General features: G+C 69.5%; 25 protein-coding genes. 15 read left to right on the top strand and 10 right to left on the bottom strand.

Going from position 1 to position 23,407, the window contains the following annotated elements:
* Window positions 1-60: 60 nt before the first annotated feature.
* The 4 genes from ACFQS9_RS25370 to ACFQS9_RS25355 form a co-directional block, all read right to left on the bottom strand.
* Window positions 61-834 (bottom strand): ESX secretion-associated protein EspG, encoded by a 774-nt coding sequence (locus ACFQS9_RS25370; protein WP_378409316.1) that lies wholly within the window; start codon window positions 832-834, stop codon window positions 61-63.
* Complete coding sequence (locus ACFQS9_RS25365; RefSeq protein ID WP_378409315.1) at window positions 831-2,348, bottom strand: PPE domain-containing protein; 1,518 nt, start codon at window positions 2,346-2,348, stop codon at window positions 831-833. The genes ACFQS9_RS25370 and ACFQS9_RS25365 overlap by 4 nt, the downstream gene beginning before the upstream one ends.
* A 259-nt stretch (window positions 2,349-2,607) precedes the next feature.
* Complete coding sequence (locus ACFQS9_RS25360) at window positions 2,608-2,910, bottom strand: DUF3558 family protein (RefSeq protein WP_378409314.1); 303 nt, start codon at window positions 2,908-2,910, stop codon at window positions 2,608-2,610.
* 79 nt (window positions 2,911-2,989) lie between these two features.
* Window positions 2,990-3,553, bottom strand: a complete 564-nt coding sequence (locus ACFQS9_RS25355; RefSeq protein WP_378409313.1) for a hypothetical protein — start codon at window positions 3,551-3,553, stop codon at window positions 2,990-2,992.
* 99 nt (window positions 3,554-3,652) lie between these two features.
* Between ACFQS9_RS25355 and ACFQS9_RS25350 the strand changes: the two genes are divergently transcribed.
* The 5 genes from ACFQS9_RS25350 (at window position 3,653) to ACFQS9_RS25330 (ending at window position 7,790) form a co-directional block, all read left to right on the top strand.
* Window positions 3,653-3,970, top strand: coding sequence for a type VII secretion target (locus ACFQS9_RS25350; protein ID WP_378409312.1), 318 nt, complete (start codon window positions 3,653-3,655; stop codon window positions 3,968-3,970).
* Window positions 3,970-4,695 carry a hypothetical protein gene (locus ACFQS9_RS25345; RefSeq protein WP_378409311.1) on the top strand — a complete coding sequence of 242 codons (726 nt, stop codon included), beginning with the start codon at window positions 3,970-3,972 and terminating at the stop codon, window positions 4,693-4,695. The genes ACFQS9_RS25350 and ACFQS9_RS25345 overlap by 1 nt, the downstream gene beginning before the upstream one ends.
* A gap of 1 nt (window position 4,696) precedes the next feature.
* Window positions 4,697-5,074: a hypothetical protein gene (locus ACFQS9_RS25340; protein ID WP_378409310.1), complete on the top strand. Its 378-nt coding sequence runs from the start codon at window positions 4,697-4,699 to the stop codon at window positions 5,072-5,074.
* 174 nt (window positions 5,075-5,248) lie between these two features.
* Window positions 5,249-6,643, top strand: coding sequence for an FAD-binding oxidoreductase (locus ACFQS9_RS25335; protein ID WP_378409309.1), 1,395 nt, complete (start codon window positions 5,249-5,251; stop codon window positions 6,641-6,643).
* Between the two features lie 106 nt (window positions 6,644-6,749).
* On the top strand, window positions 6,750-7,790 hold the full coding sequence (locus tag ACFQS9_RS25330; RefSeq protein ID WP_378409308.1) for a DUF2332 domain-containing protein: 1,041 nt from the start codon (window positions 6,750-6,752) through the stop codon (window positions 7,788-7,790).
* Between the two features lie 59 nt (window positions 7,791-7,849).
* On the opposite strand, the gene ACFQS9_RS25325 is transcribed toward ACFQS9_RS25330, so the two are convergent.
* Entirely contained in the window at window positions 7,850-8,374 is a 525-nt protein-coding gene (locus tag ACFQS9_RS25325; protein WP_378409307.1) for a DUF6326 family protein, read from the bottom strand.
* A 161-nt stretch (window positions 8,375-8,535) separates the two neighbouring features.
* Between ACFQS9_RS25325 and ACFQS9_RS25320 the strand changes: the two genes are divergently transcribed.
* Window positions 8,536-9,687: a sensor histidine kinase gene (locus tag ACFQS9_RS25320; RefSeq protein ID WP_378409306.1), complete on the top strand. Its 1,152-nt coding sequence runs from the start codon at window positions 8,536-8,538 to the stop codon at window positions 9,685-9,687.
* The gene (locus ACFQS9_RS25315; RefSeq protein ID WP_378409305.1) at window positions 9,684-10,331 is read left to right on the top strand and encodes a response regulator; all 648 of its coding nucleotides are present in this window, start codon (window positions 9,684-9,686) and stop codon (window positions 10,329-10,331) included. The genes ACFQS9_RS25320 and ACFQS9_RS25315 overlap by 4 nt, the downstream gene beginning before the upstream one ends.
* Before the next feature lie 80 nt (window positions 10,332-10,411).
* Here ACFQS9_RS25315 and ACFQS9_RS25310 read toward each other — a convergent pair whose 3' ends face one another.
* Window positions 10,412-11,035 carry a dihydrofolate reductase family protein gene (locus ACFQS9_RS25310; RefSeq protein ID WP_378409304.1) on the bottom strand — a complete coding sequence of 208 codons (624 nt, stop codon included), beginning with the start codon at window positions 11,033-11,035 and terminating at the stop codon, window positions 10,412-10,414.
* A gap of 74 nt (window positions 11,036-11,109) precedes the next feature.
* Window positions 11,110-12,090, bottom strand: coding sequence for a LysR family transcriptional regulator (locus ACFQS9_RS25305; protein WP_465269953.1), 981 nt, complete (start codon window positions 12,088-12,090; stop codon window positions 11,110-11,112).
* A gap of 91 nt (window positions 12,091-12,181) precedes the next feature.
* Here ACFQS9_RS25305 and ACFQS9_RS25300 point away from each other — a divergent pair, with 91 nt between their 5' ends.
* From ACFQS9_RS25300 to ACFQS9_RS25270, 7 genes are all read left to right on the top strand, one after another.
* Window positions 12,182-13,615, top strand: coding sequence for an MFS transporter (locus ACFQS9_RS25300; protein WP_378409302.1), 1,434 nt, complete (start codon window positions 12,182-12,184; stop codon window positions 13,613-13,615).
* Window positions 13,612-14,364, top strand: a complete 753-nt coding sequence (locus tag ACFQS9_RS25295; protein WP_378409301.1) for a 3-hydroxybutyrate dehydrogenase — start codon at window positions 13,612-13,614, stop codon at window positions 14,362-14,364. Before ACFQS9_RS25300 ends, ACFQS9_RS25295 begins: the two co-directional genes overlap by 4 nt.
* On the top strand, window positions 14,364-15,131 hold the full coding sequence (locus ACFQS9_RS25290) for a CoA transferase subunit A (RefSeq protein ID WP_378409497.1): 768 nt from the start codon (window positions 14,364-14,366) through the stop codon (window positions 15,129-15,131). Before ACFQS9_RS25295 ends, ACFQS9_RS25290 begins: the two co-directional genes overlap by 1 nt.
* A gap of 2 nt (window positions 15,132-15,133) precedes the next feature.
* A complete protein-coding gene (locus ACFQS9_RS25285) occupies window positions 15,134-15,814 on the top strand; it encodes a CoA transferase subunit B (protein ID WP_378409496.1) in 681 nt (226 codons plus the stop codon).
* Between the two features lie 284 nt (window positions 15,815-16,098).
* Complete coding sequence (locus ACFQS9_RS25280; RefSeq protein WP_378409300.1) at window positions 16,099-18,411, top strand: Ig-like domain repeat protein; 2,313 nt, start codon at window positions 16,099-16,101, stop codon at window positions 18,409-18,411.
* A 169-nt stretch (window positions 18,412-18,580) separates the two neighbouring features.
* Entirely contained in the window at window positions 18,581-19,936 is a 1,356-nt protein-coding gene (locus tag ACFQS9_RS25275; RefSeq protein WP_378409299.1) for an MFS transporter, read from the top strand.
* Complete coding sequence (locus ACFQS9_RS25270; RefSeq protein ID WP_378409298.1) at window positions 19,933-21,399, top strand: pyridoxal phosphate-dependent decarboxylase family protein; 1,467 nt, start codon at window positions 19,933-19,935, stop codon at window positions 21,397-21,399. Before ACFQS9_RS25275 ends, ACFQS9_RS25270 begins: the two co-directional genes overlap by 4 nt.
* A gap of 48 nt (window positions 21,400-21,447) precedes the next feature.
* Here ACFQS9_RS25270 and ACFQS9_RS25265 read toward each other — a convergent pair whose 3' ends face one another.
* On the bottom strand, window positions 21,448-21,924 hold the full coding sequence (locus ACFQS9_RS25265) for a Dps family protein (RefSeq protein WP_378409297.1): 477 nt from the start codon (window positions 21,922-21,924) through the stop codon (window positions 21,448-21,450).
* 49 nt (window positions 21,925-21,973) lie between these two features.
* On the opposite strand from ACFQS9_RS25265, the gene ACFQS9_RS25260 reads away from it, so the two are divergent.
* Window positions 21,974-22,096, top strand: coding sequence for a hypothetical protein (locus ACFQS9_RS25260; RefSeq protein ID WP_378409296.1), 123 nt, complete (start codon window positions 21,974-21,976; stop codon window positions 22,094-22,096).
* Between the two features lie 17 nt (window positions 22,097-22,113).
* Here the strand turns inward: ACFQS9_RS25260 and ACFQS9_RS25255 are convergent, their stop codons facing one another.
* Together ACFQS9_RS25255 and ACFQS9_RS25250 are read right to left on the bottom strand one after the other, a co-directional pair.
* On the bottom strand, window positions 22,114-22,572 hold the full coding sequence (locus ACFQS9_RS25255) for a Fur family transcriptional regulator (RefSeq protein WP_378409295.1): 459 nt from the start codon (window positions 22,570-22,572) through the stop codon (window positions 22,114-22,116).
* Window positions 22,573-22,648: 76 nt separating this feature from the next.
* Complete coding sequence (locus tag ACFQS9_RS25250; RefSeq protein WP_378409294.1) at window positions 22,649-23,377, bottom strand: TetR/AcrR family transcriptional regulator; 729 nt, start codon at window positions 23,375-23,377, stop codon at window positions 22,649-22,651.
* Window positions 23,378-23,407: the final 30 nt, after the last annotated feature.

Genomic DNA, 23,407 nt, shown 5'->3' with positions numbered 1-23,407 from the left:
GCCGCCCCGACATCGGGGCGGCGCCCGCGCTCGTACACGCCCGTGCGGTGCGGTCTCGGCTCAGCGCCGCCCCGACGCCTTCGACTGCACCGCGGCCGCAATCAGCCGACCGATCTGCGCCTCGAGGACCGCCTCCGACGCGGGCTCCGCGGTGAGACGCTCCTCGTGCCGCGTCAGGTACCGGCCGTCGTCCACGAAGTCGATCCATCGGAACCCCCGCGCCTGCGGACTCGGCCGGGTGTCGAGCGCGGGACCCGGGGTGGCGGTGATCTCTCCTGTCGAACGCCGAGGACGGTCGAAGTAGCCCGCCACCCGTTGCGGAACGGTCAGCGAGTGCGAAGCGGTGAGATACGACCCGCCGGGGCGGCGACCCAGCTCGGAGGCGTCGACCGAGAGCGGAGCGCGGACGCCCGCCCCGGCGGACGGCATCGCGTTCACCACCTCCCGGGCCACACCCGTCGCGTCGAGCAGCGTCAGCCGAATGCCCGCGCCGGATTCCCTGCCATCCCCCGGCTCCTGCACGGCGACGGCGCCGATACCGTCCCGCACGCCGGCATGGATCCGAATAACCTTCTCCTGCAGCGAGTTCATCGAATCGATCCCGAACACCGCGAGGTGTGCGGCGGGCTCGGCCAGCACCGCGAAGGCCCGGTAGAGATCCTCGTCCATCCGGGCCCGCAGGTTCGCCGCGGCGACGGCCCGCGAACGCCGGAAGTCGGACGCCAGTTTCTCGGCCGGGCGGTACTGCAACGGGTACGGCAACCGGTCCCGGCCGAGCTGCCCCCACACCAGGTCGAATTCGAGCGGTTCGAGGTCCCACCGGCCGGTGCTCATCCGCCGAGGACCGGGGGAGCGACCTTGGGCAGGTCGCCGATCAGCTCGCTGCCGTTCTGGACGCTGACGAGGTAGCCGGGCGTCCTGTGCTCTGTGTCCTCGTCGCCACCGCCGCGGGCGCCGCCGGGTGCCATCGCACCCATGCCAGGTGCGCCGGGACGGCCCGCCACCGCACCCGCACCGCCGCCGGACGCACCGGCCGCCGGAACCGCGCCTGCCCCGGGTCCGGGCGAGACCGCCCGCCCGGCACCTGATCCCGACCCGGCGCCGGATCCTATGCCCCCGAGAGCACCCGGGCCGGAGGCGAAGCCGCCGCCGGATCCCAGACCGGTTCCCGCTCCCCCGCCCGCGCCGGAGCCCACTCCGGTTCCACCGGAGCCGGATCCGCCCGCGCCGTTTCCGCCTGTGCCGAATCCCGCTGAGCCCGGCCCCCCGGAGGCGTCGGCCGATGCCGCCCGGGTCACCGCGTCGCCCGCGAACGGGGTGCCGGCCGTGGCGCCGCCCTGGGGACTCCCGTCGGCCCCGCTCTCGATTGCCGACGGATCGATGCCCGCCTCGCGGTCCCCAGCCCCACCGCCGTCGCCGGGCCCGCCCGACGCGGAGTCCGCGCGATCAGGGACCGGTGCCCGCTCGGCGGGCGGAGCCCACGGGGCGGTCCCGTCACCGGGAGAACCACCCCCGTCCACCGGCCGGCCCGTCGGGGGCACGTCCGGCGGAACGGCGACCGGATTGTGTGGCGGCGGCAGCACCGGCACCTGCGAATCCGCTTGCTGCACAACGGGTGCGTACTCGGTCTTCATGATCTGGATGGCCTCTTGGCGGGCCTCTTCGGACTTGTGGAACGCCTGCTGCAACCCGCCGATCGGGTTCGTGACGATGCCGCTGCGGAGAATGTCGAGCACGTTTGTGCTCTCCGGTTCCGGCATCCGGCGCCTGGCCTGATCGATGCCCGTGTGCGCTTCCTCGATCTTGTTCGCGATCAGGATCGCGCTGCGCTGCAGCTCGGATGCACTGGTGGAGTATCCGGACACCCCGCTCGATGCCTTATCGGCTGCCGCTCCCTCCCAACCGCCCCCGATGGCCGACGCGATCTCACCAGTGAACGCGGACACGCTCTGCTGCAGTCGATCCGCCGCGGCCCGCCACATTCGGCCGTCCTCGAGGATGCCACCTGGCGCAGCCGAGTCGAGTCTCGCCTTGATCTCCTCGTGCGACATCCCGTCGAAGTTCTCCATCTGAACCGACGACGCGTCGTACTCCCCCTGGTACCGGGCGGCGTCCCGTTCGGCGTAGAGGTCGTCGCGGCGCCGATTGCCCTCCTGCTGGACGTCACGGTCGCGCGCCCATCCCAGGGGGTCGGTGCCCGTCAGGATGCCGGCGCCCTGCACAGCCTGCCGGGTCACCCCAGAGGACGAGTTCACGAAATCGGAGGTCGCCGCGCTCACCCCGTCTGCGAGCGACCCCGCGACCTGCCCGAGCCCCTGCAGGACCCCATCCATACCCGGAACACTCATTTCCGCCCCCCTACTCCGCTTTTCAGTCCGAGAGCCCGGACCCGGCGGCGCCGATGGCCTGTGCGTTGGACTCCTCTGCGACTGCGTAAGCCTTTCCGGCCCTGTCGAATACGTCCCGCATCCGCTTCACCGTGTCGATGTGCTGCTGGATGACGGCTTCCCCGCATCTACCTGCCCTGCCAATTGTTGGAAGGCAGTCGGGGCCAATTTGATATCGGTCATTGCACCCTCGGCCGTTCGCGATCCTTGAATTCTGAGCTCATCGCGGTAGGTACCGATCCATCACAGTGGCACTTCGAATCGCGACCACACACGGATCCTCACGTACTTCCTTCGACCCCTTCTTTTCGACCCTTATCAGAATGAATTCACCCGGAATCTCGAATGCCACATCGCAATGGTCCTGCCGTGCTGCCTCGCGATAGGTCACTGCCTCACGCTCACCAACATTGGCCGGCCCGAAATCAACGTTACGAGCGTTCGACTTCACCTCGCCCATCGTTCGCGTGGTTGTCGCGATGCCCAGGAAGTACCAATCCGCAGCCCAGTTGCAAAACCGCATGACTCCCCCTGCCCCGTCGATAGACCCGCTCCACCCACATAGACGCACCGCCCACCCGAACGGTTCCGTCGATCCACACCTACGGCTGATCGATCATCCGCACGAAATTCGGGTGGGCGCTCGGCACCAGGAGCGCCGACCCGTCACGCTCGACGATTGCTCCGGTCAGGCTCCGTCCGCGCTGGCGCATCTTTCCCGCGAGGAGAAGCAGCCCGATGATCGCGAACACCCCGAGCGAGATGACCGCCTCGCTGCGCGAGGTGTTCGCGGTGTAGATGACGGCTACCAAGGCGACGAAGAACCCGAACAATGGGATGAGCGCGCCCTTGTTCCACCGTTGTCGGGTGGCCAGGCACTGTGCACACAACGGCCACTCCAGAGTGATGAAGTAGACCAACTCTTCCTCCAGAACGGCATCCTGACTGAACAGCGGGAAACTGCCGTAGGCATAACGCCGCGTCGAGTGCAGGGTGGTCCCCCTGCGCTCCACCTCAGCCTCACCGTGCCGCGCGCATACCGGTGGCGCCGGCCGCGCGAGGACCATCAACTGTTCGCTCATCTTCTCGGTGATCCGGTCCTCGTCCTCGCCGAGATCCTGCGGCACCGTCGCGATTCGCACGTCCGCACGCAATTCATCCCCCATGCGGCGAAGTATGGCATCGGCTGAGCGCCTCGCCCCGCACCGCCCTCAGGGTGATGTGCTGTAATGACCAGGTTTTTGGGGGATTTCAGAGGGGGAATGATGTCCGATCCATTGCAGGTGGACCCTGCCGATCTCGATGCTTTTTCATCGAGGATGCGTGAACTCGCCGAACAGAATGAGTCCGCCCGCGACTATCTGGGCGAGTGGCTGAACCTGTCGACCGCGAGTGGCCGCATCTTCTTCGCGGTGACCGAGGCCATTCAGAAAGCGCGGGACAGGCTCGACGCCAACTACGCGCAGCTCGGAAAGTTGGCGGAGTCGTCGTCCACCGAACTGTCGAAGAACGCGCGGATGTACCGCGGCCAGGACCAAGGGAATTCGGGGAATCTCGACCGCACCTACCGCGGCGGCCGCTGATGGGAACCAAACCGGCGGAGGCCCTCAGACCACCGGAGGGATCGGACCCGATCCCCGACCTCCTCGAGGACGCGCTCGGGCTCTCGGTCCTGTCGCCGTCCTTCTACGTCCAGAAGTTCTGTGAGTCGATATTCGGTGTGAATCCCTGGGATTGGGCGGCCGAACAACTCTCCGGCGACTGGGACGGGGTGAAACGCGCGGGCGATGCCGTCCACAATCTCGCCGCGTACAACGCCGCGGTCGGCGCCTCGATCAGGGACGGGATCGAGGCGCTCGACGGCAGCTGGCACGGCGCCGCCGCCGACAGCGCGCGTCGCTACTTCGACGATCTGGCGAAATCGGTTGCACGCCAGGAAGGCCCGCTGAAAGACATCGGCATGCAGATGGATCAGCTCGCGATCGCCATGTACGAGCTGTCGAAGGCCGTCGGCGACGCACTGTCGTCGATCACCGACAAGGCCATCATCGCTCTCGTCGAGATCGCGGCGGGCGAAATGCTGATCGCCTCCGGATTCGGCGCCGCGGCCGCCGCCGGCTCATTCGCGTTGGCGGCGCTCCAAGTCACCGAGATGCTCGCCAAATGGAATGCGATCCTCGACCACTGGACCAAGACCTGGTCCACGGTCCAGGCCCTGATGGCCGGCATCGTCGGCACTGCCGCGGGCGCGGAGTTCGTCGACCTGCCCCCGCTGCCGCAGACCGCCTACACCCACCCGGGAGCCTGACATGGAGCAATCGGAACATCTCCTCGATGTCGCCCGGGGCGATGCCGCCCTCTCGCACCGGCTGACCTCCACGCTGCGGTCCCTGGCCGCCGGGTCGGACGACCCGGACCTCCGCAAGTCGATCGGTGAGGTGTTGTCGGGAGCGAAGGCCGTCCGCGAGTTCGCGGGCACCGAGGCGTTCAGTCGAGCGCTCGACGCCGCGCTCCCCCAGGCGTTGGAACGCCTGAATGCCCTCTCGGCGGAGGAACGCGAGCAACTCGCCCGCGAGGCGCAGGACGCGCTCCGCCGGGCGCCCGAGCCGGCACAGAGTGCAGCCGGCGACGAGGACGAGGACGAGCCCTTCGGCGAGAGAGGCAGCATCCTGCGGTCCGACTGGTGATCGCAGCTCGTCCGGCGACCTTGCCGCGCGCGCTCGCCACCGAATAGCATTGACGCACGCCTAGTTCGGGGCGCCGCCGCGGTCCGGTCGGCGCCGAGGTCCGGCGGTCTCGGACGGCGGGGAACGACGCGCCCGCGCGCATCGCGGAGCCGGCCCCGACGGACGGAGAGCGTGATGACTGAGGTGAGCGACGACCTCGGTGTGCTGAGGTCGTCGATCGGCGGGCCGGTGTTCGGTCCGGACGACACCGGATACGACGAGGCCAGGTCGATCTGGAACGGCGACATCGATCACCGTCCGGCCGGCATCGCACGGTGCCTGTCGCCAGGCGATGTCGGTTCCGCGCTGGGATTCGCCCGGGATCGGGAACTCGAGGTCTCGGTCCGGGGCGGTGGACATGCGTTCAGCGGTACCGCGGTCAGCGAGGGCGGCCTGATGATCGACCTGAGCGCGATGAACGGCACGTCGGTCGAGTCCGAGACCGCCATGGCGCGGGTCGGCGGCGGCGCGACGATGGCGGACCTGGATGCGGCGACACAGGCACACGGGCTGGCCGTGACCGGCGGGGTGATCAGCCACACCGGGGTCGGCGGGCTCACCCTCGGCGGCGGGATGGGCTGGCTGACCCATCTCGCGGGGCTGTCCATCGACAACCTGGCCTCGGCCGAGGTGGTGCTCGCCGACGGCAGCGTCGTCCGGGCCTCCGACGACGAGCATCCGGACCTGTTCTGGGCGATTCGGGGCGGCGGCGGGAACTTCGGCGTGGTGACCGAGTTCGAGTACCGCCTCCACCCGGTAGGCCCCGAGGTGAACCTCGGGCTGTTCTTCTGGTCGCTCGACGACGGCGCCGACGCGCTGCGGTTGTGTCGAGAGTTCATCCCGACGCTGCCCACGAGGAGCGGCAGCCTGATCGCCGCAGGGATGTGCGCACCACCGGAACCCTTTGTGCCCGAACAATACCGGGGCGTCCCCGGCCATGCGCTCATTGTCGCGGGGTTCTCGTCCGCCGCGGAACACGCGGCGGCGGTGGCGCCGATCCGGGACGCGGTGCCGCCGCTGTTCGAGTTCGTCACCCCGATCCCGTATGCCGGACTGCAGCAGATGCTCGACGGCGCCGCGCCCTGGGGGATCCTCGGCTACGAGAAGGCGCTCGACCTCGTGGACCTCACCGATGAGGTGATCGCCGTCCTGGTCGAGCACGCCCCGCGCAAGAGTTCACCGCTCTCGTTCATGCCGATCTTCCGCCTCGACGGCGCCTTCGCCTCCGTCGGCGAGAACGACACGGCATTCGGTGGTGCCCGCACCCCGCACTACGTGTGCAATATCGCCGGGGTCGCCGACACCCCGGAACTGCTGGCCGCCGACCGGGCCTGGACCCGGTCGATCTGGGAGGCGCTCCGCCCGCTCGCGTCGAATCAGGGCGGCTACGTCAACTTCATGGCGGAGCCGGACGAGAACCGGGTCCGCGCCTCGTACGGGCCGACCAAGTACGACCGACTGGCCGCCGTCAAGGCGCACTACGACCCCGGCAACACCTTCCACCTCAACGCCAACATCAGGCCCGCCTGATGATCACGCGCTCGGCCTCGGTGCTCGGTGGCTAGGATCGTCGTCGATGCCCAGGCCGACCGCAGAAAGCGCCGCACCCGTTGGTGGAACTCGCACTCTCGCGCAGGTGTACCGACGCTTCGGCGAGGTCGACGCCGCCGGAACATCGCCGCTGTACAAGCGCGTCGCCGTCGCCCTGAGCGAGTCCGACGAGGCGTTGCGCGCCATCGGGGCGGCGCCGGCCCGCAAGCGGCACCCCACGGTGATCCTCGCCGCGCTCCACGACCTCGCCCTCGCCGGGCGCGCCCCGGCGCTTGCCGCGGCCTATGCAACTGGGGACGGCGACGCTGCCGCAGACGCCGCGATCGACACGCTGCTGCGTATGACCGACTCGGTCGTGGCCATCGCCGTACGTCGGCAGACGCGGACCGACGAGACCGGACGCTGCGCCGTGCTGTATCCGGCCATTGCCGAGGCGGCGCGCCGGGTGGGCGCGGATGCGGTCGGGCTGATCGACGTGGGCTGTTCGGCCGGGCTCAATCTCAATGTCGATCGCGTCGGCATCACGTACAGCAACGGACAATCGCTGGGCGACCCGTCGTCTCCCGTGCAGCTGTCGTCCTCGATCGTGGGAGACCGGCCCCTACCGATGCGGGCGATGCCCGAGGTCGTCGCCCGGGTCGGTATCGACCTCGATCCGGTCGACGTGACAGACCCGGAGGAGGCCCGATGGTTGCGCGCCTGCCTGTGGCCGGATCAGCCGGAGCGGGCCGCGAGGCTCGACGCGGAGATGGCGTTGGCGGCGACGGCCCCTCCGCTGCTGCTGCGAGGTGACGCCCTCGAGGTGGTGCCCGACGCCTTCGCCCGTGTGCCCGCGGACGCCCTGCCGGTCGTCACCACGGCGTGGGCGCTGTCCCGCTTCCCGCTCGAGAGCCGCCTGCGCTTCCTGCACCGCCTCGACGAAGCGGCGGCCGGCCGGACGGTGGCGTGGGTGTCAGCGGAGGGGGTCGGAGTCGCGCCGACGATTCCGACGCTCGGTGATCGCCGCGCCTCTGGGCACAGCATCATCGGCCTGGCGGTGTTCGACGGGGCGACTCTGAGCGCCGAGGCCGTTGGCCGCTGCTGGTCACAGGGCCGCATGCTGGCGTGGCTGGGAGACACGACCTAGTGGTATGACCGTGCCCGCGGGTGGGGCGAGCGAAGGATGGTCGGGCGCGGGGCGGGCAGTCACGCCTGCTGCGGCGTGCCGAGTGGCTCGCTGTCGAGGCTGGCTGCCAGGGTCGCCGGTGATGCGGTGCGGCGTGGCCAGGTCCAGGCGGAGCGCAGGATGAAGGCCAGGAGCAGCACCTCGAGTCCGATGGAGAGGCCGTAGAAGTAGAAGTAGGTCCCGGACTCCCCTGTCACGTTGTACAGCGAGACGGGGATGTAGAGCGTTGCCACGACGAGGTTGACGGTGCGGTTGACACGGGCGGGCAGTGTCACGGAGAGCAGGATCATGAGGATCGGGATGGCCATGAGCGTGAGCGCCATGGAGACAAAGGTGGGGCCGAGGTCGAACTCGTGGACCGTGCCGGCCAGGAGGTCGTCGAGGAAGCCGGGCTTGTACAGGGCGAGGTAGTCGACGTAGATGTAGAGGAACATGAAGCTGGTCCATGCTGCTGCGAGTTTGGCCTGCACGGGCAGGCGCAGATCTTGAAACGTGCTCTGGGACGGCGGATTCTCCGGTGCGGTGTGGGATTGAGGCGTTCTCATCACAATGCTCCTCGGCTTGATCGGGTGGGTGCTTCCACCTTCACGGATGCCGGCGACGGGCACATCAGCCCCGGAGCCTGATTCGACCTGGTCGTTGGCACAGCCGAGTTTTTGTACTTTCGACGGATACACCGGGCACGCGGGCTGCCTAGGCTGATCGGATGGCCACCAACGCACTCCGCTCGCTGTGGGCCGAACCTCGACCCACGAATGCCCCGGACCGGGGGCCGCGGGACTGGGCCCTGGTCGCAGTACTGATCTGCTGGTCGGTGTTGGAAGTGGTGCTTCGCCAGGACCTGGCGCCGCTCCCGCTGCTGCTGCTCGAGGTGCTCGCGGTCCTCGGCCCCCTGCTGTGGCGACGCACACACCCGCTCGCCGCGGTTGCGGTCTCCATCGGCACGTTGACGATCGTCGACATCATCAGAATCCTCACCGGGTCGCAAGGCGCCCTGCTGAACAGCAGCATCGCGGTGCTGATCCTGGTCTACGCCCTGTTCCGGTGGGGCTCCGGCCGGGAAGCCGCAAGCGGCCTCGGCCTGATCCTGCTCTGGCTGGCCATCATCACCACACACGGCGCCGACCCCACCAGCCCGGCGGAAGCGGTCGCGGGATACGCGTTCTTCCTGTTCGCCGCCGCGCTCGGCGCCGCGATCCGCTATCGCGCGAAGATCCGCATCCGCGACATCGACCAAGCCAAGGCCCGCGAACGCGAACAGCTCGCTCGTGAACTCCACGACACCGTCGCCCACCACGTCTCGGGCATCGCCATCCAGGCCCAAGCAGGACGTGCCATCGCGGCCTCCCACCCCGAGCGTGCCATCGAGACCCTGACCGTCATCGAGGACGCAGCGACCCGCACCCTCACCGAGCTGCGCGCCATCGTCGGCGTGCTCCGCGCCTCACAGGACACCGAGTTCGCGCCGCAACCCGGCGTGGCCGAGGTCGAGCAGCTCGCCACCGATGGCCAGACGCGTCCCTGCGTCGAGGTGACGCTCTCCGGCGAGTTCGACGACCTCAGCCCGGCGGTCGGGGCCGCGATCTACCGCCTAGCCCAGGAGTCCATCACCAACGCTCGACGGCACGCCCGCCACGCGACCCGGGTCACCGTCGCCGTCACAGGCGACGCCGACCAGGTACGGCTGACCATCGACGACGACGGCTCCGCCGCCGGCGGCCGCGCCCCAGCAGGCTACGGCCTGGTGGGCATGCGGGAACGCGCCTCACTGCTCGGCGGCACCTTCCACGCAGGCCCCGCCGCCGAGCGGGGCTGGCGGGTAGAGGCGGTCCTGCCCCGAACCGGGACGCCACGATGAGCATCAGGGTCCTCATCGCCGACGATCAGCCCATCGTGCGCACCGGGCTGACGATGCTGCTCGACGCCCAACCCGACATCGAAGTGGTGGGCGCGGCCGCCGACGGGCGCGAGGCAGTCGGCATGGCGCTCCAGCTGCGCCCCGACGTCGGCCTGTTCGACATCCGGATGCCGCTGATGGACGGCATCGAAGCCACCCGACGCCTCGCCGGCCCCGACGTAACCGACCCCCTGCCGATCGTGGTCATCACCACCTTCGACCTCGACGAGTATGTCCACGGGGCGCTCAAAGCCGGCGCCCGCGGGTTCCTGCTCAAGGACGCCGGACCCGCCCTGCTGACCCAGGCCATCCACGCCGCCGCCGCCGGAGACGCACTGATCGCACCCAGCGTGACTGTCCGACTGCTCGAAGCGTTCGCCAACGCACAGACCTCACCACCGAGGCAGCCGATAGAACTGCTCACCGCCCGCGAGGAGGAAGTCCTCGTGCCTGTAGCCCTAGGCCGCACCAACAATGAGATCGCCAGCGAGCTCCACATCACCCCAAGCACCGTCAAAGCCCACCTCGCCAGTCTCATGCGAAAGCTCGGCGCCCGAAACCGCGTCGAGGTCGCCATGTGGGCCCACGAGACGGGCCGCATCTGACGCCGCAAAGGCTCCCGCCGCCGTTTGCCGCAACCCCCACAGCGTCACAAAGGAACCCGGTGGCGCCGTAGCTCGCCCCACTACACCCGTTCGTCCTCGGCGTAGTCGCCGTACTCGGGCTCGCCCGACCGCTCATACGAGCTGAGGACGACACCGGCACTCGTGGTGCGTGACTGGGTCAGTGCGTACGCGGTGGGCAGCGCATCGGTCGGGAACAGCCGCTTCCCGGTGCCGAGCAGGACCGGGAACGACAGCAGGTGGAGCGTGTCGATCAGGCCCTCCCGCAGCAGCCACCGCACGAGCGCCCCGCTGCCGTGGACCTGCAGCTCCTTGCCGTCGCGCTGCTTGAGCGCGACGATCTCCTCACGCAGGTCGCCGGTAATCAGGTGGGTGTTCTGCCAGTCGGCCGAGGCGAGGGTGGTCGTGGCGACGTACTTGGGCAGCACGTTCAACGAGGAGGCGATCGGGTCGGCCGGGTCGGCGTGCAGCGGCCAGTAGGACGCAAAGATCTCGTAGGTCTTGCGGCCCAGCAGGAACGCCTCCGCATGCTCGAACACGCCGGTCATGAACCGCCCGAAGTCCTCGTCGCCGTACGGGGCCGACCAGCCCCCGTGGACGAACCCGCCGCTGGGGTCCTCCTGGGGACCGCCCGGGGCCTGGTAGACGCCGTCGAGGGTGACGAAGGTGGTGACAGTCAGTTTCATCGTCGTGCTCCTGTGTGCTCGGTGTCGCGGGTGTCATAGCTTCTGACTCCCGGCGTGCCCGAAACTCATCGGCGCTACCGAAACGTCCCGAGCAACCGGTCGCGCTCCCGCTCGGCGGTGTCCCTGATCTCCTCGACCACGGCCGCCACCTCCCGCCTGCGCAGCGCCTCCGACCGGGCCACCAGCCAATAGGTCAGTTTTGTCGAGACCAACTCCGGCAGCAGCCGCACCAGGTCCGGGTGCCGGTCCGCCATGAAGCAGGGCAGCAGCCCGATGCCCGCGGCGGCCCTGGTGGCCTCCACGTGGACGAAAACGTTTGTGGAACTCACCGATTCGCGCATCTGGGGAGCGATGCTCCGCGCGACGTCCAGGTCGTCCACCTGCAACATCGAGTCGACGAAGTACACCAGGGAGTGCTCGGCGAGCTCCGCGATCGTGTGTGGTGTGCCGCGGTCGCGCAGATAGTCCCGCGAGGCATACAAACCCAACACGTAGTCCGCCAGAGGCAGGGCTTCAGCTCGGTGCACCTGCGGTCGCCCGACCACGATCTCCACATCCATGCCGGACCGCTGACGGGACGCGCGGCGGGTGGTCGCCACGATCTCCACCGCGAGGTCCGGGTGACGACGCCGCACCCGGGCGGCGGCGGGCGCGGCAATGTAGGCGCTGAACCCGTCCGTCGCGGACACCCGCACCACACCCTTGAGCCTGCCCGGCCCGGAGGAATCGGCGGCAAGGGCGTCGACCACCGCCTCGACGCTCTCTGCCGCGGCCAGCGCCTGTCGGCCGAGGTCCGTCAACTCCCAGCCACCCGCCGCCCGAACCAACAGCCGCCCGCCCAGGGTCCGCTCCAGCGCCGCGATGCGGCGGGAGATGGTCGTGTGGTTGACCCCGAGGTCTTCCGCGGCCGAGGTGAAGCGCCCGGTCCGGCCGACGGCGAGGAGCACCAGGAGATCGTCGGCGCTCGGCCGCCCCGGGGAATGCCGCTCGACCGAATCCACCACATCTGCATTCTTGCAGATCGGACGTGCGATTTTCCCCATTGTGGGCCGCATCGCGTGCACCAATACTCATCGCGGGACGCCGAATGTGGACTGCATCACAGGGCGGACGGGATTGTCGGGCCGAGCACACGAGGAGTCAGCGATGAGTACCGATCAACTGTCACGGGCGAGCGGGGGCGACGCGGGCGCGGCCTCGGATGCCCCGCCGTCCGGCCTGAAGAAGGTCGTCGGCGCCTCGATGGCGGGCACCGTCGTCGAGTGGTACGAGTTCTTCCTCTACGGCACCGCCGCGACCCTGGTCTTCTCCAAGGTCTTCTTCCCCGCCGGGGGCAACGAACTCGACGCGATCATCGCCGCGTTCGTCACCTACGCGGTCGGCTTCGCGGCCCGTCCCATCGGCGGCATCGTCTTCGGGCACTTCGGCGACAAGTTCGGCCGCAAGAAGCTGCTGCAGTTCAGCCTGCTGCTCGTCGGCGCGGCCACCTTCCTGATGGGCTGCATCCCCACCTTCGGCCAGATCGGCTACTGGGCACCGGCGATCCTGGTGGCGCTGCGCTTCGTCCAGGGCTTCGCAGTCGGCGGCGAATGGGGCGGCGCGGTACTGCTCGTCGCCGAGCACAGTCCGAACCGCAGTCGCGGATTCTGGGCCAGCTGGCCGCAGGCGGGCGTCCCGGCGGGCAACCTGCTCGCCACCATCGTGCTCCTGGTCCTGACCACCACGCTCTCCGATGCGGCCTTCCTCAGCTGGGGCTGGCGCATCGCCTTCTGGCTGTCGGCCCTGATCGTGTTGGTGGGCTACTACATTCGCACCAAGGTCAGCGACGCACCGATCTTCCTCGAGGCACAGAAGCTGGTCGAGAAGAACAAGGCCGCCTCGTACGGCGTGTTCGAGGTGCTGCGCCGCTACCCCCGCGGCGTGCTCACGGCGATGGGCCTGCGGTTCGCGGAGAACATCATGTACTACCTGGTGGTGACCTTCTCGATCACCTACCTCAAGGTGGTCGTGCACGCCGACACCAGCAAGATCCTGTGGATGATGCTCATCGCCCACGGCGTGCACTTCGTCGCGGTCCCGCTCTGCGGCCGGCTGTCCGACACCCTCGGCCGCCGTCCCACCTACCTGATCGGCGCCCTCCTCGCGGGCTCCTGGGGCTTCTTCGCCTTCCCCATGATGGACAGCGCCCACAACGCGATCGTCTTGGCGGCCATCGTGATCGGGCTGATCATCCACGCATTCATGTACGCCGGTCAGCCCGCCATCATGGCCGAGATGTTCCCGACGCGGATGCGGTACTCCGGCGTCTCGCTCGGCTACCAGGTCACCTCGATCGTGGCGGGTTCGCTCGCACCGATCATCGCCACCGGCCTGCTCAGTCGCTTCGACTCGTCCGTGCCGATCGCGTTCTACCTGCTCGGCGCCTCGGTGGTGACAGTCATCGCGGTCGCCTTCGCCCGGGAGACCAAGGGCATCGCGCTCGAATCCATCGACGCGGCCGACGCGCGGACCCTCGCCGAGGAGAACGCGGCGACGGACGCACCGCTCGTCACCGACCCGGACGCGGTGGTGGCCCGATGACCGCGCAGACCCTCGCCGGGCGTTCCGCCCTGATCACCGGCGGCGCGGGCGGGATCGGCGCGGCCGCCGCCAGGGCGCTCGCTGCACGGGGCGCCCACGTGGTGATCGCCGACGTCGACGATGTCGCCGCGAAGGCGCTCGCCGACGAACTCGACGGCCGGGCATGGGCGATCGACCTGCTCGACACCGAGTCGCTCGCCGGGCTCACCCTCGAAACGGACATCCTGGTGAACAACGCCGGCGTGCAGCGGATCAGCCCGATCGAGGAGTTTCCGCCCGTCGAGTTCCGCAGGCTCCTGGCGCTGATGGTGGAGGCGCCATTCCTGCTGATCCGCGCCGCCCTGCCACACATGTACGCCAACGGATTCGGCCGGATCATCAACGTCTCGTCCGTGCACGGACTGCGGGCCTCGGAGTTCAAGTCCGCGTACGTCACCGCGAAGCACGGCCTCGAGGGGCTCTCCAAGGTGACCGCGCTCGAGGGCGGACCGCACGGCGTGACCAGCAACTGCATCAACCCGGGGTACGTGCGAACCCCGCTGGTGGAGAAGCAGATCGCCGACCAGGCCGCCGCGCACGGGATCCCCGAGGAGGAGGTGCTCGCACGGGTGATGCTCACCGAGAGCGCGATCAAGCGGCTGGTGGAACCGGCCGAGGTGGCCTCGCTGGTGGCATGGCTGGCCGGCGACGACGCCGCGATGGTGACCGGGGCCTCGTACACGATGGACGGCGGATGGAGCGCGCGATGATGGACAAGACAGTACGCACGGCCACCGAGGCCGTCGCGGACATCGGCGACGGCGCCAGTCTCGCGGTGGGCGGGTTCGGGCTCTGCGGCATCCCGTCGGTGCTCATTCAGGCCGTACTCGACGGCGGCGCCGCTGGACTCGAGATCGTCAGCAACAACTGCGGCGTCGACGACTGGGGCCTGGGGTTGCTGCTCGGCGCGGGCCGGATCAGGAAGATGGTCTCCTCCTACGTCGGGGAGAACAAGGAGTTCGAGCGCCAGTTCCTCTCCGGCGAACTGGAACTGGAGCTGACCCCGCAGGGCACCCTGGCCGAGAAGCTCCGGGCCGGCGGCTCCGGCATCGCCGCCTTCTACACCCAGAGCGGGGTCGGCACCCAGGTGGCCGAGGGCGGGCTGCCACGGCGATACGACGGTGCTGGCGGCGTCGCGGTGGCCTCGCCCGCCAAGCCGGTGCAGGCCTTCGGCGGCCGCGACTATGTGCTCGAGGAGGCGATCAGCACCGACTTCGCCCTCGTCCACGCCGCGCGGGGCGACCGCCACGGCAATCTGGTGTTCGATCTGTCGGCCCGCAACTTCTCGCCGCTCGCGGCCATGGCGGGCCGGACCACCATCGCGCAGGTCGAGGAACTGGTGGAGCCGGGTGAACTCGATCCCGACTCCGTGCACCTGCCGGGGGTGTACGTGCACCGCGTCCTCGAGGTCGGTCACGGCATCACCAAACGGATCGAAAAGCGCACCGTCAGAACGACTACCGAGAGCGAGCGATGAGCATGGCCGGCGGCAACACCATGACGGGTGCCCGCACCCGCGAGGAGATGGCGGCGCGAGCCGCGCAGGAACTGCGCGACGGCTGGTACGTGAACCTGGGGATCGGGCTGCCCACCCTGGTGCCGAATTTCGTCCCGCCGGACTGCTCGGTGGTGCTGCAATCGGAGAACGGAATCCTCGGCGTCGGCCCGTATCCGACCGAGCCCGAAATGGATCCGGACCTGATCAACGCGGGCAAGGAGACGGTGACGGTGCTACCGGGCGCGTCGTTCTTCGACTCCGCGCTCAGCTTCGGGATGATCCGCGGCGGCAAGATCGACGCGGCGATCCTCGGCGGCATGCAGGTCTCGGCGACCGGCGACCTGGCGAACTGGATGATTCCCGGCAAGATGGTGAAGGGGCCGGGCGGGGCGATGGATCTCGTGCACGGCGCGGGCCGGGTGATCGTGCTGATGGAGCACTGCGCCAAGGACGGTGCGCCGAAGATCGTCGAACGGTGTTCGCTCCCGCTGACCGGCCGGGCGGTGGTCCACCGCATCATCACCGATCTTGCGGTCCTCGACGTCACCGAAGCCGGGTTGGTCCTGCGCGAGGTCGCGCCCGGCATCGAGGTGGCGGACGTGCAGGCGCGCACCGGACCGGAGTTGATCATCGATCTGCCGCTCGCCGCGGCCGAGGTCTGAGTGGGCACGGCTGCCCGCATCCTTCGGATGAACACGTTGCATTTTTCGCAGGAAACACCCAGCCAGGACCGCCGAAGTACGGACACGGAATGGTCTCAAAAGGGTGAACTCGCCGACATCTCACCCGCTACCTGCGAATTTCTGGCACAACTCCTTACCCGACCGTAACTTTCGGTGCCTGTAGTCAAAACTGCAACAAGTTCCCGATTGCGGTGGCACAGTGTGGGCAATTTCGTCCAGCCGATGCTCGACATATCTCCCGCGAGTCGGGCGCAAGGAGTGTTATGTCCAAGTCCACTGTGCGGCAATGCGCCGTACCGGTCACGTCCGTGGCGCTGGCCGCGGGTCTGCTGTTGATCGGCAGCCCCGCGTCCGCGGCGCCCACGACCACCCCGTTCAAGAATTCCTGCCAGGCCAGCGCGACCATCACCGTCCACAAGGTCGCGGACACCTCGATGACCGTCGACGCGCCCGCCTCTGTCACGGCGGGTGAGACCTTCACCTACCGCATCCAGCCCGGCGGCGGGTCGTACCCCAACAGCGATTCCGGCGCCACGACCACCAACATCTCGCGACTGAAGGTGGACTACGAGATCCCCGCGAACGCGACGTTCGTCAGCGCGAACGTGGTCCCGGGCACCGGAATCAACTTGGACAATGTGGCGCCCAGCGTGATTCGGGTGAACACCGCGGGCAGCCCCGACGCGGCCGGTCCGATCCTCCGGCTCTCGGGCAACAACGAGGTCATCGCCAACAGCCCCTCGTCGAGCACCAACAGTCAGGGCGGCATCCGGGCACCGAAGCTCAAGAAGAACCTCGACGGCAGCAACAACGCCAACGGGGACAGCTGGTTCCGGCTCCCCGCCATCGATGTCACCGTCACGGCGGGTGCGGCGGGCGTCATCACGCCGAAGGTGCGCACCGCGGGCGCCGCGGGCAGCTACAACAACAACGAGAACTACTACACCTTCCTGCCCCTGGCCAGCTTCTTCGGCAACCAGTGGGCACCCACTCGCTGCACCCCGCGCGATGCGCAGGGCTCGGCCCTGAATGCGGGTGCGGGACCGCTGGCGACCATCAACGTGGGCGCCGCCGCCGCCGACACCACCACCACGCTGAACGTCCCCGGCACCGCCAAGACCGGCACCGCCGTCGACCTCACCGCCACCGTCGCCCCCGCGGGCGCCACCGGCACCGTCCAGTTCAAGGACGGCGCCAACAACATCGGCAACGCCGTCCCGGTGAACAACGGCACCGCCACCCTGAACCACACGTTCACCGCCAACGGGGCGCACACGATCACCGCCGTGTACAGCGGTGACGCCGCCAACAAGCCGTCGACGTCGGCGGCCGCCACCGTGACCGTCACCACGGATCCGGTCATCGTGGACACCACGACCACGCTCACTGTCCCGGCGACCGCCAAGACCGGCACCGCCGTCGACCTCACCGCCACCGTCGCCCCCGCGGGCGCCACCGGCACCGTCCAGTTCAAGGACGGCGCCACCAACATCGGCAACGCCGTCCCGGTGAACAACGGCACCGCCACCCTCAACCACACCTTCACCACCACCGGAAACCACTCCATCACCGCCGTGTACAGCGGTGATGCCGGCAACAAGCCGTCCACCTCGGCACCGTCGAACGTCAACGTCTCCGCCAACGCCGTGGACACCACCACCACCCTCACTGTCCCGGCCACCGCCAAGACCGGCACCGCCGTCGACCTCACGGCCACCATCGCCCCCGCACCCAGCGGCGGCACCGTCCAGTTCAAGGACGGCGCCAACAACATCGGCGGCCCGATCACTCTCAACGGCGCCACCGCGACCCTGAGCCACACCTTCACCTCCGACGGTGCGCACCCGGTCACCGCCGTCTACAGCGGCACCGACGGTTTCAACACCAGCACCAGCACGGCCTCCACCGTCGACGTCTCCACCGACCCCGTCATCGTCGACACCGTGACCACGCTCAACGTCCCGGGCGAGGCGAAAACCGGTGACTCGGTGGACCTCTGGGCTCTGGTCAAGGACAACGAGGGCAACAACGCCGTCGGCGGCACCGTGCAGTTCAAGGACGGCGCCACCAACATCGGCGGCCCGATCGGGCTGGTCGACGGTGGCGCGAAGCTGAGCCACACGTTCACCACCACCGGTGCGCACCCGATCTCCGCCGTCTACAGCGGCGCCGAGAACTTCAACGGCTCCACCGGACAGGCGCAGACCGTCACGGTCACCGACCCGGCGCCCGTCGAGGTCGCCACGGTGACCACGCTGACCGCTCCGGGCACCGCGACCAAGGGCTCCCCGGTGAACCTGTCGGCGGCCGTGAAGACCGAGTCCGGCGCCGCGGTGACCTCGGGCACCGTGACCTTCATGGACGGCAACACCGCGATCGGTCAGGCGGTCGACGTGGTGAACGGACAGGCCACGCTGTCGTACGAGTTCACCCAGACCGGTGACCGTCAGATCAAGGCCGTCTACAGCGGCGCCACCGGATTCAAGGAGTCGACGTCGAGCGCGTCGACCGTGAAGGTCTCCGGCGGCGACAACCCGGGCGGCAAGGGATCTCTCGACAGCATCTTCGGTTCCTAGCGGCACCCACGACGAACGCCCCCACCCGCCAGGTGGGGGCGTTCGTCGTCCCGGGCGCCCGGACCCGGCCGTCCGGGTGACGGTTTCACGTGAATCACCGGCGCACGACCCGAAATCCAAAGTGCGCACAACCCTCTCGTGGTCCGACCCGATGTCCTATGTTGGCCCGATGACCATGGCTCCCCCACGGCTGAGCAGTTCGACCGTCACCGGCTATTCCTTCGGTTCGTTCGGCACCGGAGGCTTCGCCACCCTGCCCGGGCTGGTGCTGGCCTACTACCTCACCGACACCCTCGGGGTCGCGGCCGCGGCCGCCTCCGTCGTGGTGTTTGCCCCCAAGGCGCTCGACGTGCTCATCAACCCGTACATCGGGTCCCGCAGCGACGCCGACGCGGCCCGCACCGGGACCCGTCGCCGGTTCCTGCTCCTCGGCGCGCTCACCCTCCCGGTGTTCTTCGCGCTCACCTTCGCGGTGCCCGCCGGCGCGTCCACGCTGATCGGCTGCCTCTGGGTGACCGCGGCGTTCATCCTCGCCGCGATCGCCTTCGGCCTGTTCCAGGTGCCCTACATCGCGCTGCCCGCCGAACTGACCGAGGACTATCACGAGCGGTCCCGGTTGATGTCCTGGCGCGTCGCGCTGCTCGCCGTCGCGATCCTGCTGTTCGGGGCCGGCGGCCCGGCGCTGCGCGAACTCGGCGGCGGCGGCAGGACCGGATACCTGCTGATGGGGGTGATCGCCGGGCTGACCCTTGGGCTCGGCATGCTCGCCGCCTGGCGGATCGCGCCGCGCGGCGCCGGCGTCGGCAGCTCCCCGGCCGAGACGTCGTCGGGCCACGGGCTCGCCGACAGCCTCGCCGCGGTGCGCTCGAGCGGCCCGTTCCGATTCCTGCTCGGCACCTTCGCGCTCCAGGCCCTCGCCGTCGGATGCATGCTCGGCGCCGCCCAGTACGCGGCCACCTACGTGCTCGACTCCGAGGGCGCGGTGTCCATCCTGTTCGCCGCCCTGGTCGCACCGGCCCTGGCGGTGATGCCGATGTGGATCCGGCTGGTGCGGGCATGGGGAAAGCAGCGCGCGTACTTCCTGGCGTCCGGGATCTTCCTGGCGTCCGCGGTCGCGATGCTGGGGTTGCTCGCCTCCCCCGGCCCGTGGGTCTACGCGCTGGTGGCGCTGGCCGGGATCGGCTACGCCGGCATGCAGATGCTGCCGATGTCGATGCTGCCGGACGTGATCAGCGACCACCAGGAGTCCGCGGCCGGGTCGGTGCGCGCCGGCGCCTTCAGCGGGGTGTGGACCGCCGCGGAGACCTTCGGCATGGCGCTCGGCCCCGCGGTGGTGCTCGCCATCCTGGCCGTCACCGGGTTCGTCTCCTCGACCGAAGGGAACACCGTCACCCAATCCGACGGGGCGATCGCAGGTATCGTGATCGCTCTCGCCGCCGTGCCCGCGGTCCTCGTGGCCGCGAGCATGGTGTCGTTGCGCGGATACCGACTGGCGGCCGAGGAGCAGAACAGGAGCAGCAGGTGATCTTCGAACGCAGCACCGCCGAGGTGCTCGCCCAGCTCGACGAGCTGAGGAAGGCGGACGCTCCCACCGAGGGCGGACACCTGCTGTCCTATGTGTACGACCCGGGTGTCGGCGAGCTCCACGAGGTGGCCGCCGAGGCGGCCCGAAAGGCCCAGCCGCTCAACGGACTCGACCCGACCACCTTCCCCTCCGTCGCGGCGCTCGAACGCGACCTCGTCGCGATGGCCCGCGACGTGCTGGCCGCCGGCGTACCCGACGTCATCGGCAGCGTCACCAGCGGCGGAACCGAGAGCTGCATCCTCGCGGTCAAGTCCGCCCGCGACACCTGGCGCGCGAGCACCGGCAGCGAGGCGCGTCCGACCCTGGTGATCGGCTCCACCGCCCACGCCGCGTTCATCAAGGCGGCGCACTACCTGGACCTGCGCCTGCGGGTGTTGCCGGTGGACCCCGACACCTGCAGGCTGCGGGCCGGGGACGTCGCGGCCGCGCTGGACGAGAGCGTCGCGCTGGTGGTCGCGTCGACGCCGTCCTACCCCCACGGCGCCCTGGACCCGGTCGCCGAGATCGCGGAAGTCTGTGCCGCCCAGGGCGTCCCCGTGCACGTCGACGGCTGCATCGGCGCCTGGGTGCTGCCGTGGTGGCCGGGCGCCGAGGATCGGCCGGCCTGGGATCTGCGGGTGCCGGGCGTCGCGAGTGTCTCGGTGGATCTCCACAAGTACGGCTATGCCCCGAAGGGCGTGTCGGTGCTGCTCTACCGGGACCGCGACCGGCATCGGCGCCAATGGTTCGCGACCAGCGCCTGGCCCGGCTACGCCGTCGTCAATCCCACCATCCTCGGATCCCGGACGGTGATGCCTATCGCCGCGGGCTGGGCGGTCTCACAAACCCTGGGTCGCACCGGATTCGCCGAGCTGACCGGGCAGATCGCGCGGGCGGCCGAACAGGTGCGCAAGGCCGTCGACGGCATCGAGGGACTCCGCGTCGTGGGCGACCCGGTCGGCCCGCTGCTCGCCGTGGCCGCCGACCCCGACGTCGCCGCCGATCGCCGGGTGGACCCCCACCGCTGGGCGGACGCCGCGACGGATCTGGGCTGGACGCTGCAACCGCAACCCGGCCGGACGCAGTCGGACGGCACGACCCTGCCGCGCACCACGCATCTCACGCTCACGCCGGTCACCGAGCGGGTCAGCGTGGAACTGTGCGATGCGCTGGCGGGGGCGGCGGACTCGGTACGCGGCGTGCCGGGCGCACAGGCCCCGGCCGACGTGGTCGCGGCCGCCGGCCAGATCCGACCCGAGGACCTCACCAGCGAGAACTGCGCCGCCGTCCTCGCCCTCGTGGGGCTGGAACCCGGCGGCGGGCTGGACGGCCCGCTGGCCGAGGTTCTCGCGCTGATCGAGGCGCTGCCCGAGCCGGTCGCGGAACGCCTGCTGATCGAGTTCCTCGCACGGTTCATGGAGTAGCCCGTGCGCGCTCGACGAGGGTCAGGACTCGTCAAGCGCGCACGGGGGCTACGCCCCCTGCGCCTGCCACATCCAGTGCAGCTGCTCCAGTCGCGCGGTGATGCCGATGAGCAGGTCCTGGGTGACCGGATCGGCCTTCTCGGTGGCCTCGATGCGGGCACGGAGGCGCTCGACGACCGCGGCCAGGTTCGCCACGATCGCGTCGACCACCTCGGTGTCCTTCGTCCAGCCTGCCCCGAAGCCCTTAGTCCCCGCGTCCGCGGCGACCGTGGCGGCGCGCCCGTCCGGGCTGACCCCGATCGCGGTGGCGCGCTCGGCCGCCTCGTCGGTGAAATCACGTGCGGTGGTGACCAGTTCGTCCAGGGAGGGGTGCACCGACAGGAAGTTGCGACCGATGACGTTCCAGTGGGCCTGCTTGGCGATGAGGCTGAGGTCGATCAGGTCGACGACGGTGCCCTGTAGGGCCTCCCCCGCGATCTGCTGCTGGCCGGCGTCGAGGGTGCTGACGATGGGGCTGGTGGTCATTGATTCACTCCTGCGGTTTCGTATGCGGTCGGTTACGCAGTGAGTGCGGATGGCGTCATCCACACTCATTCTGTTCAACGCCTCGCGCCCGCAATGGTTCCCGGGTGTGGCCAAGAGCACGCCCCTGCCCTGGGTCGGCGCCGAGGGCTCGCTCGCGGACGTCCGGCGGTGATGACGAACCGTCCCGAGTCAGGGGAACCGAGCCGCTTCCTCGCTCGCCGCCGCCTGGCAGCGCGGGCAGCTCCCCCAGAACACGACCTCGGCCTCGTCGATCACGAATCCGTGGGTGTCCGATGGCTGCAGGCAGGGTGCGCGGCCGACGACACAGTCGGCGTCGAACACCGCGCCGCAGCTGCGGCAGACCAGATGATGGTGATTGTCTCCGGTTCGGGCCTCGAACCGAGCGGGAGAACCGGCCGGTTCGATTCGGCGGAGTATCCCGGCGGCCACGCAGGCCTTCAGCACGTCGTACACGGCCTGGGTGGACACGGACCCGAGCTCCCGACGCGCCTCGGTGGCGACCCGGTCGGCATCCGAATGAGGTTGCGCGACAACAGCATTCAAGACGGCGACACGCGGAGCGGTCACCCGGAGCCCCGCTGCGCGCAATTGCGCCCGGGGGTCGAGGTGACTGCCTCCGTGCCCCATAACCCCAGTATGCGCTGGTCCTGGGACACGTCAAGAATGGCCCCGCGGGCGAATCCCACGACGGTCGGCCGGACCGCTACGTGCGCGGCCGGGCCTCCAGTCCGTCGAGGATCCGGGCGAGCCCGTAGTCGAAGAGATCGTCGCGGGCCTGCTGCGGGGCCACCGCGCCGTGCACCTCGAACGACTCACGCAACGCCGGGTACTCCCGCGCGGCATCGTCGACGGAGGGGCGCAACTGCTCGGCCCACTCCTGCTCCGACCGGCCGCTGCGCGCGAGCGTCGTCAGCCACGCGGCCTCACTGATCCCCATCCCGATGACATAGGCGAAGACCGTGCTGATGGCCGGCACGGCATCCTCCACGGTGAACCCGGCCGCCGTGAAGAGGGCGAGCATCCTGTCGTTGAGCCGCATGACATTCGGGCCGAGATATGACAGACCCACCGCGCCGAGCATGGACGCGATCCAGGGATGCCGCACGATCATCGACCGCACGCTGGCGGCACAGACCGCGACCGCCGCGCGCAGGTCGGCCGGGCCGTCGACCTCGGGCACCCGGATCTCGCCATAGACCTCGTCCACGACCAGCTCGATCAGTTCGTCCCGATTCGCGACGTGCCGGTAGAGCGAGGTCGCCCCCGCCCCCAGCCGGGCGCCCAGTTGCCGCATGCTCAGCGCGTCGACCCCCTCGGAGTCGAGCAACCGGACCGCCTCGGACACGATCTGCTCTCGGCTCAGCGCCGGCCGATCCCTGGTCCGGCGCGGACGGGTCCACACCGAGGAGATCGCCTTCTCGTCGGCTGCCATCACAGCCTCCTCTCGTCCCGGCCGAGGATA

Origin of the sequence: Rhodococcus daqingensis (genome assembly GCF_042665615.1) — a bacterium.
Taxonomy (GTDB): domain Bacteria; phylum Actinomycetota; class Actinomycetes; order Mycobacteriales; family Mycobacteriaceae; genus Rhodococcus_G; species Rhodococcus_G daqingensis.
The sequence above is the reverse complement of the archived record's forward strand: the minus strand, read 5'-3'. Positions and strand labels throughout refer to the sequence as shown.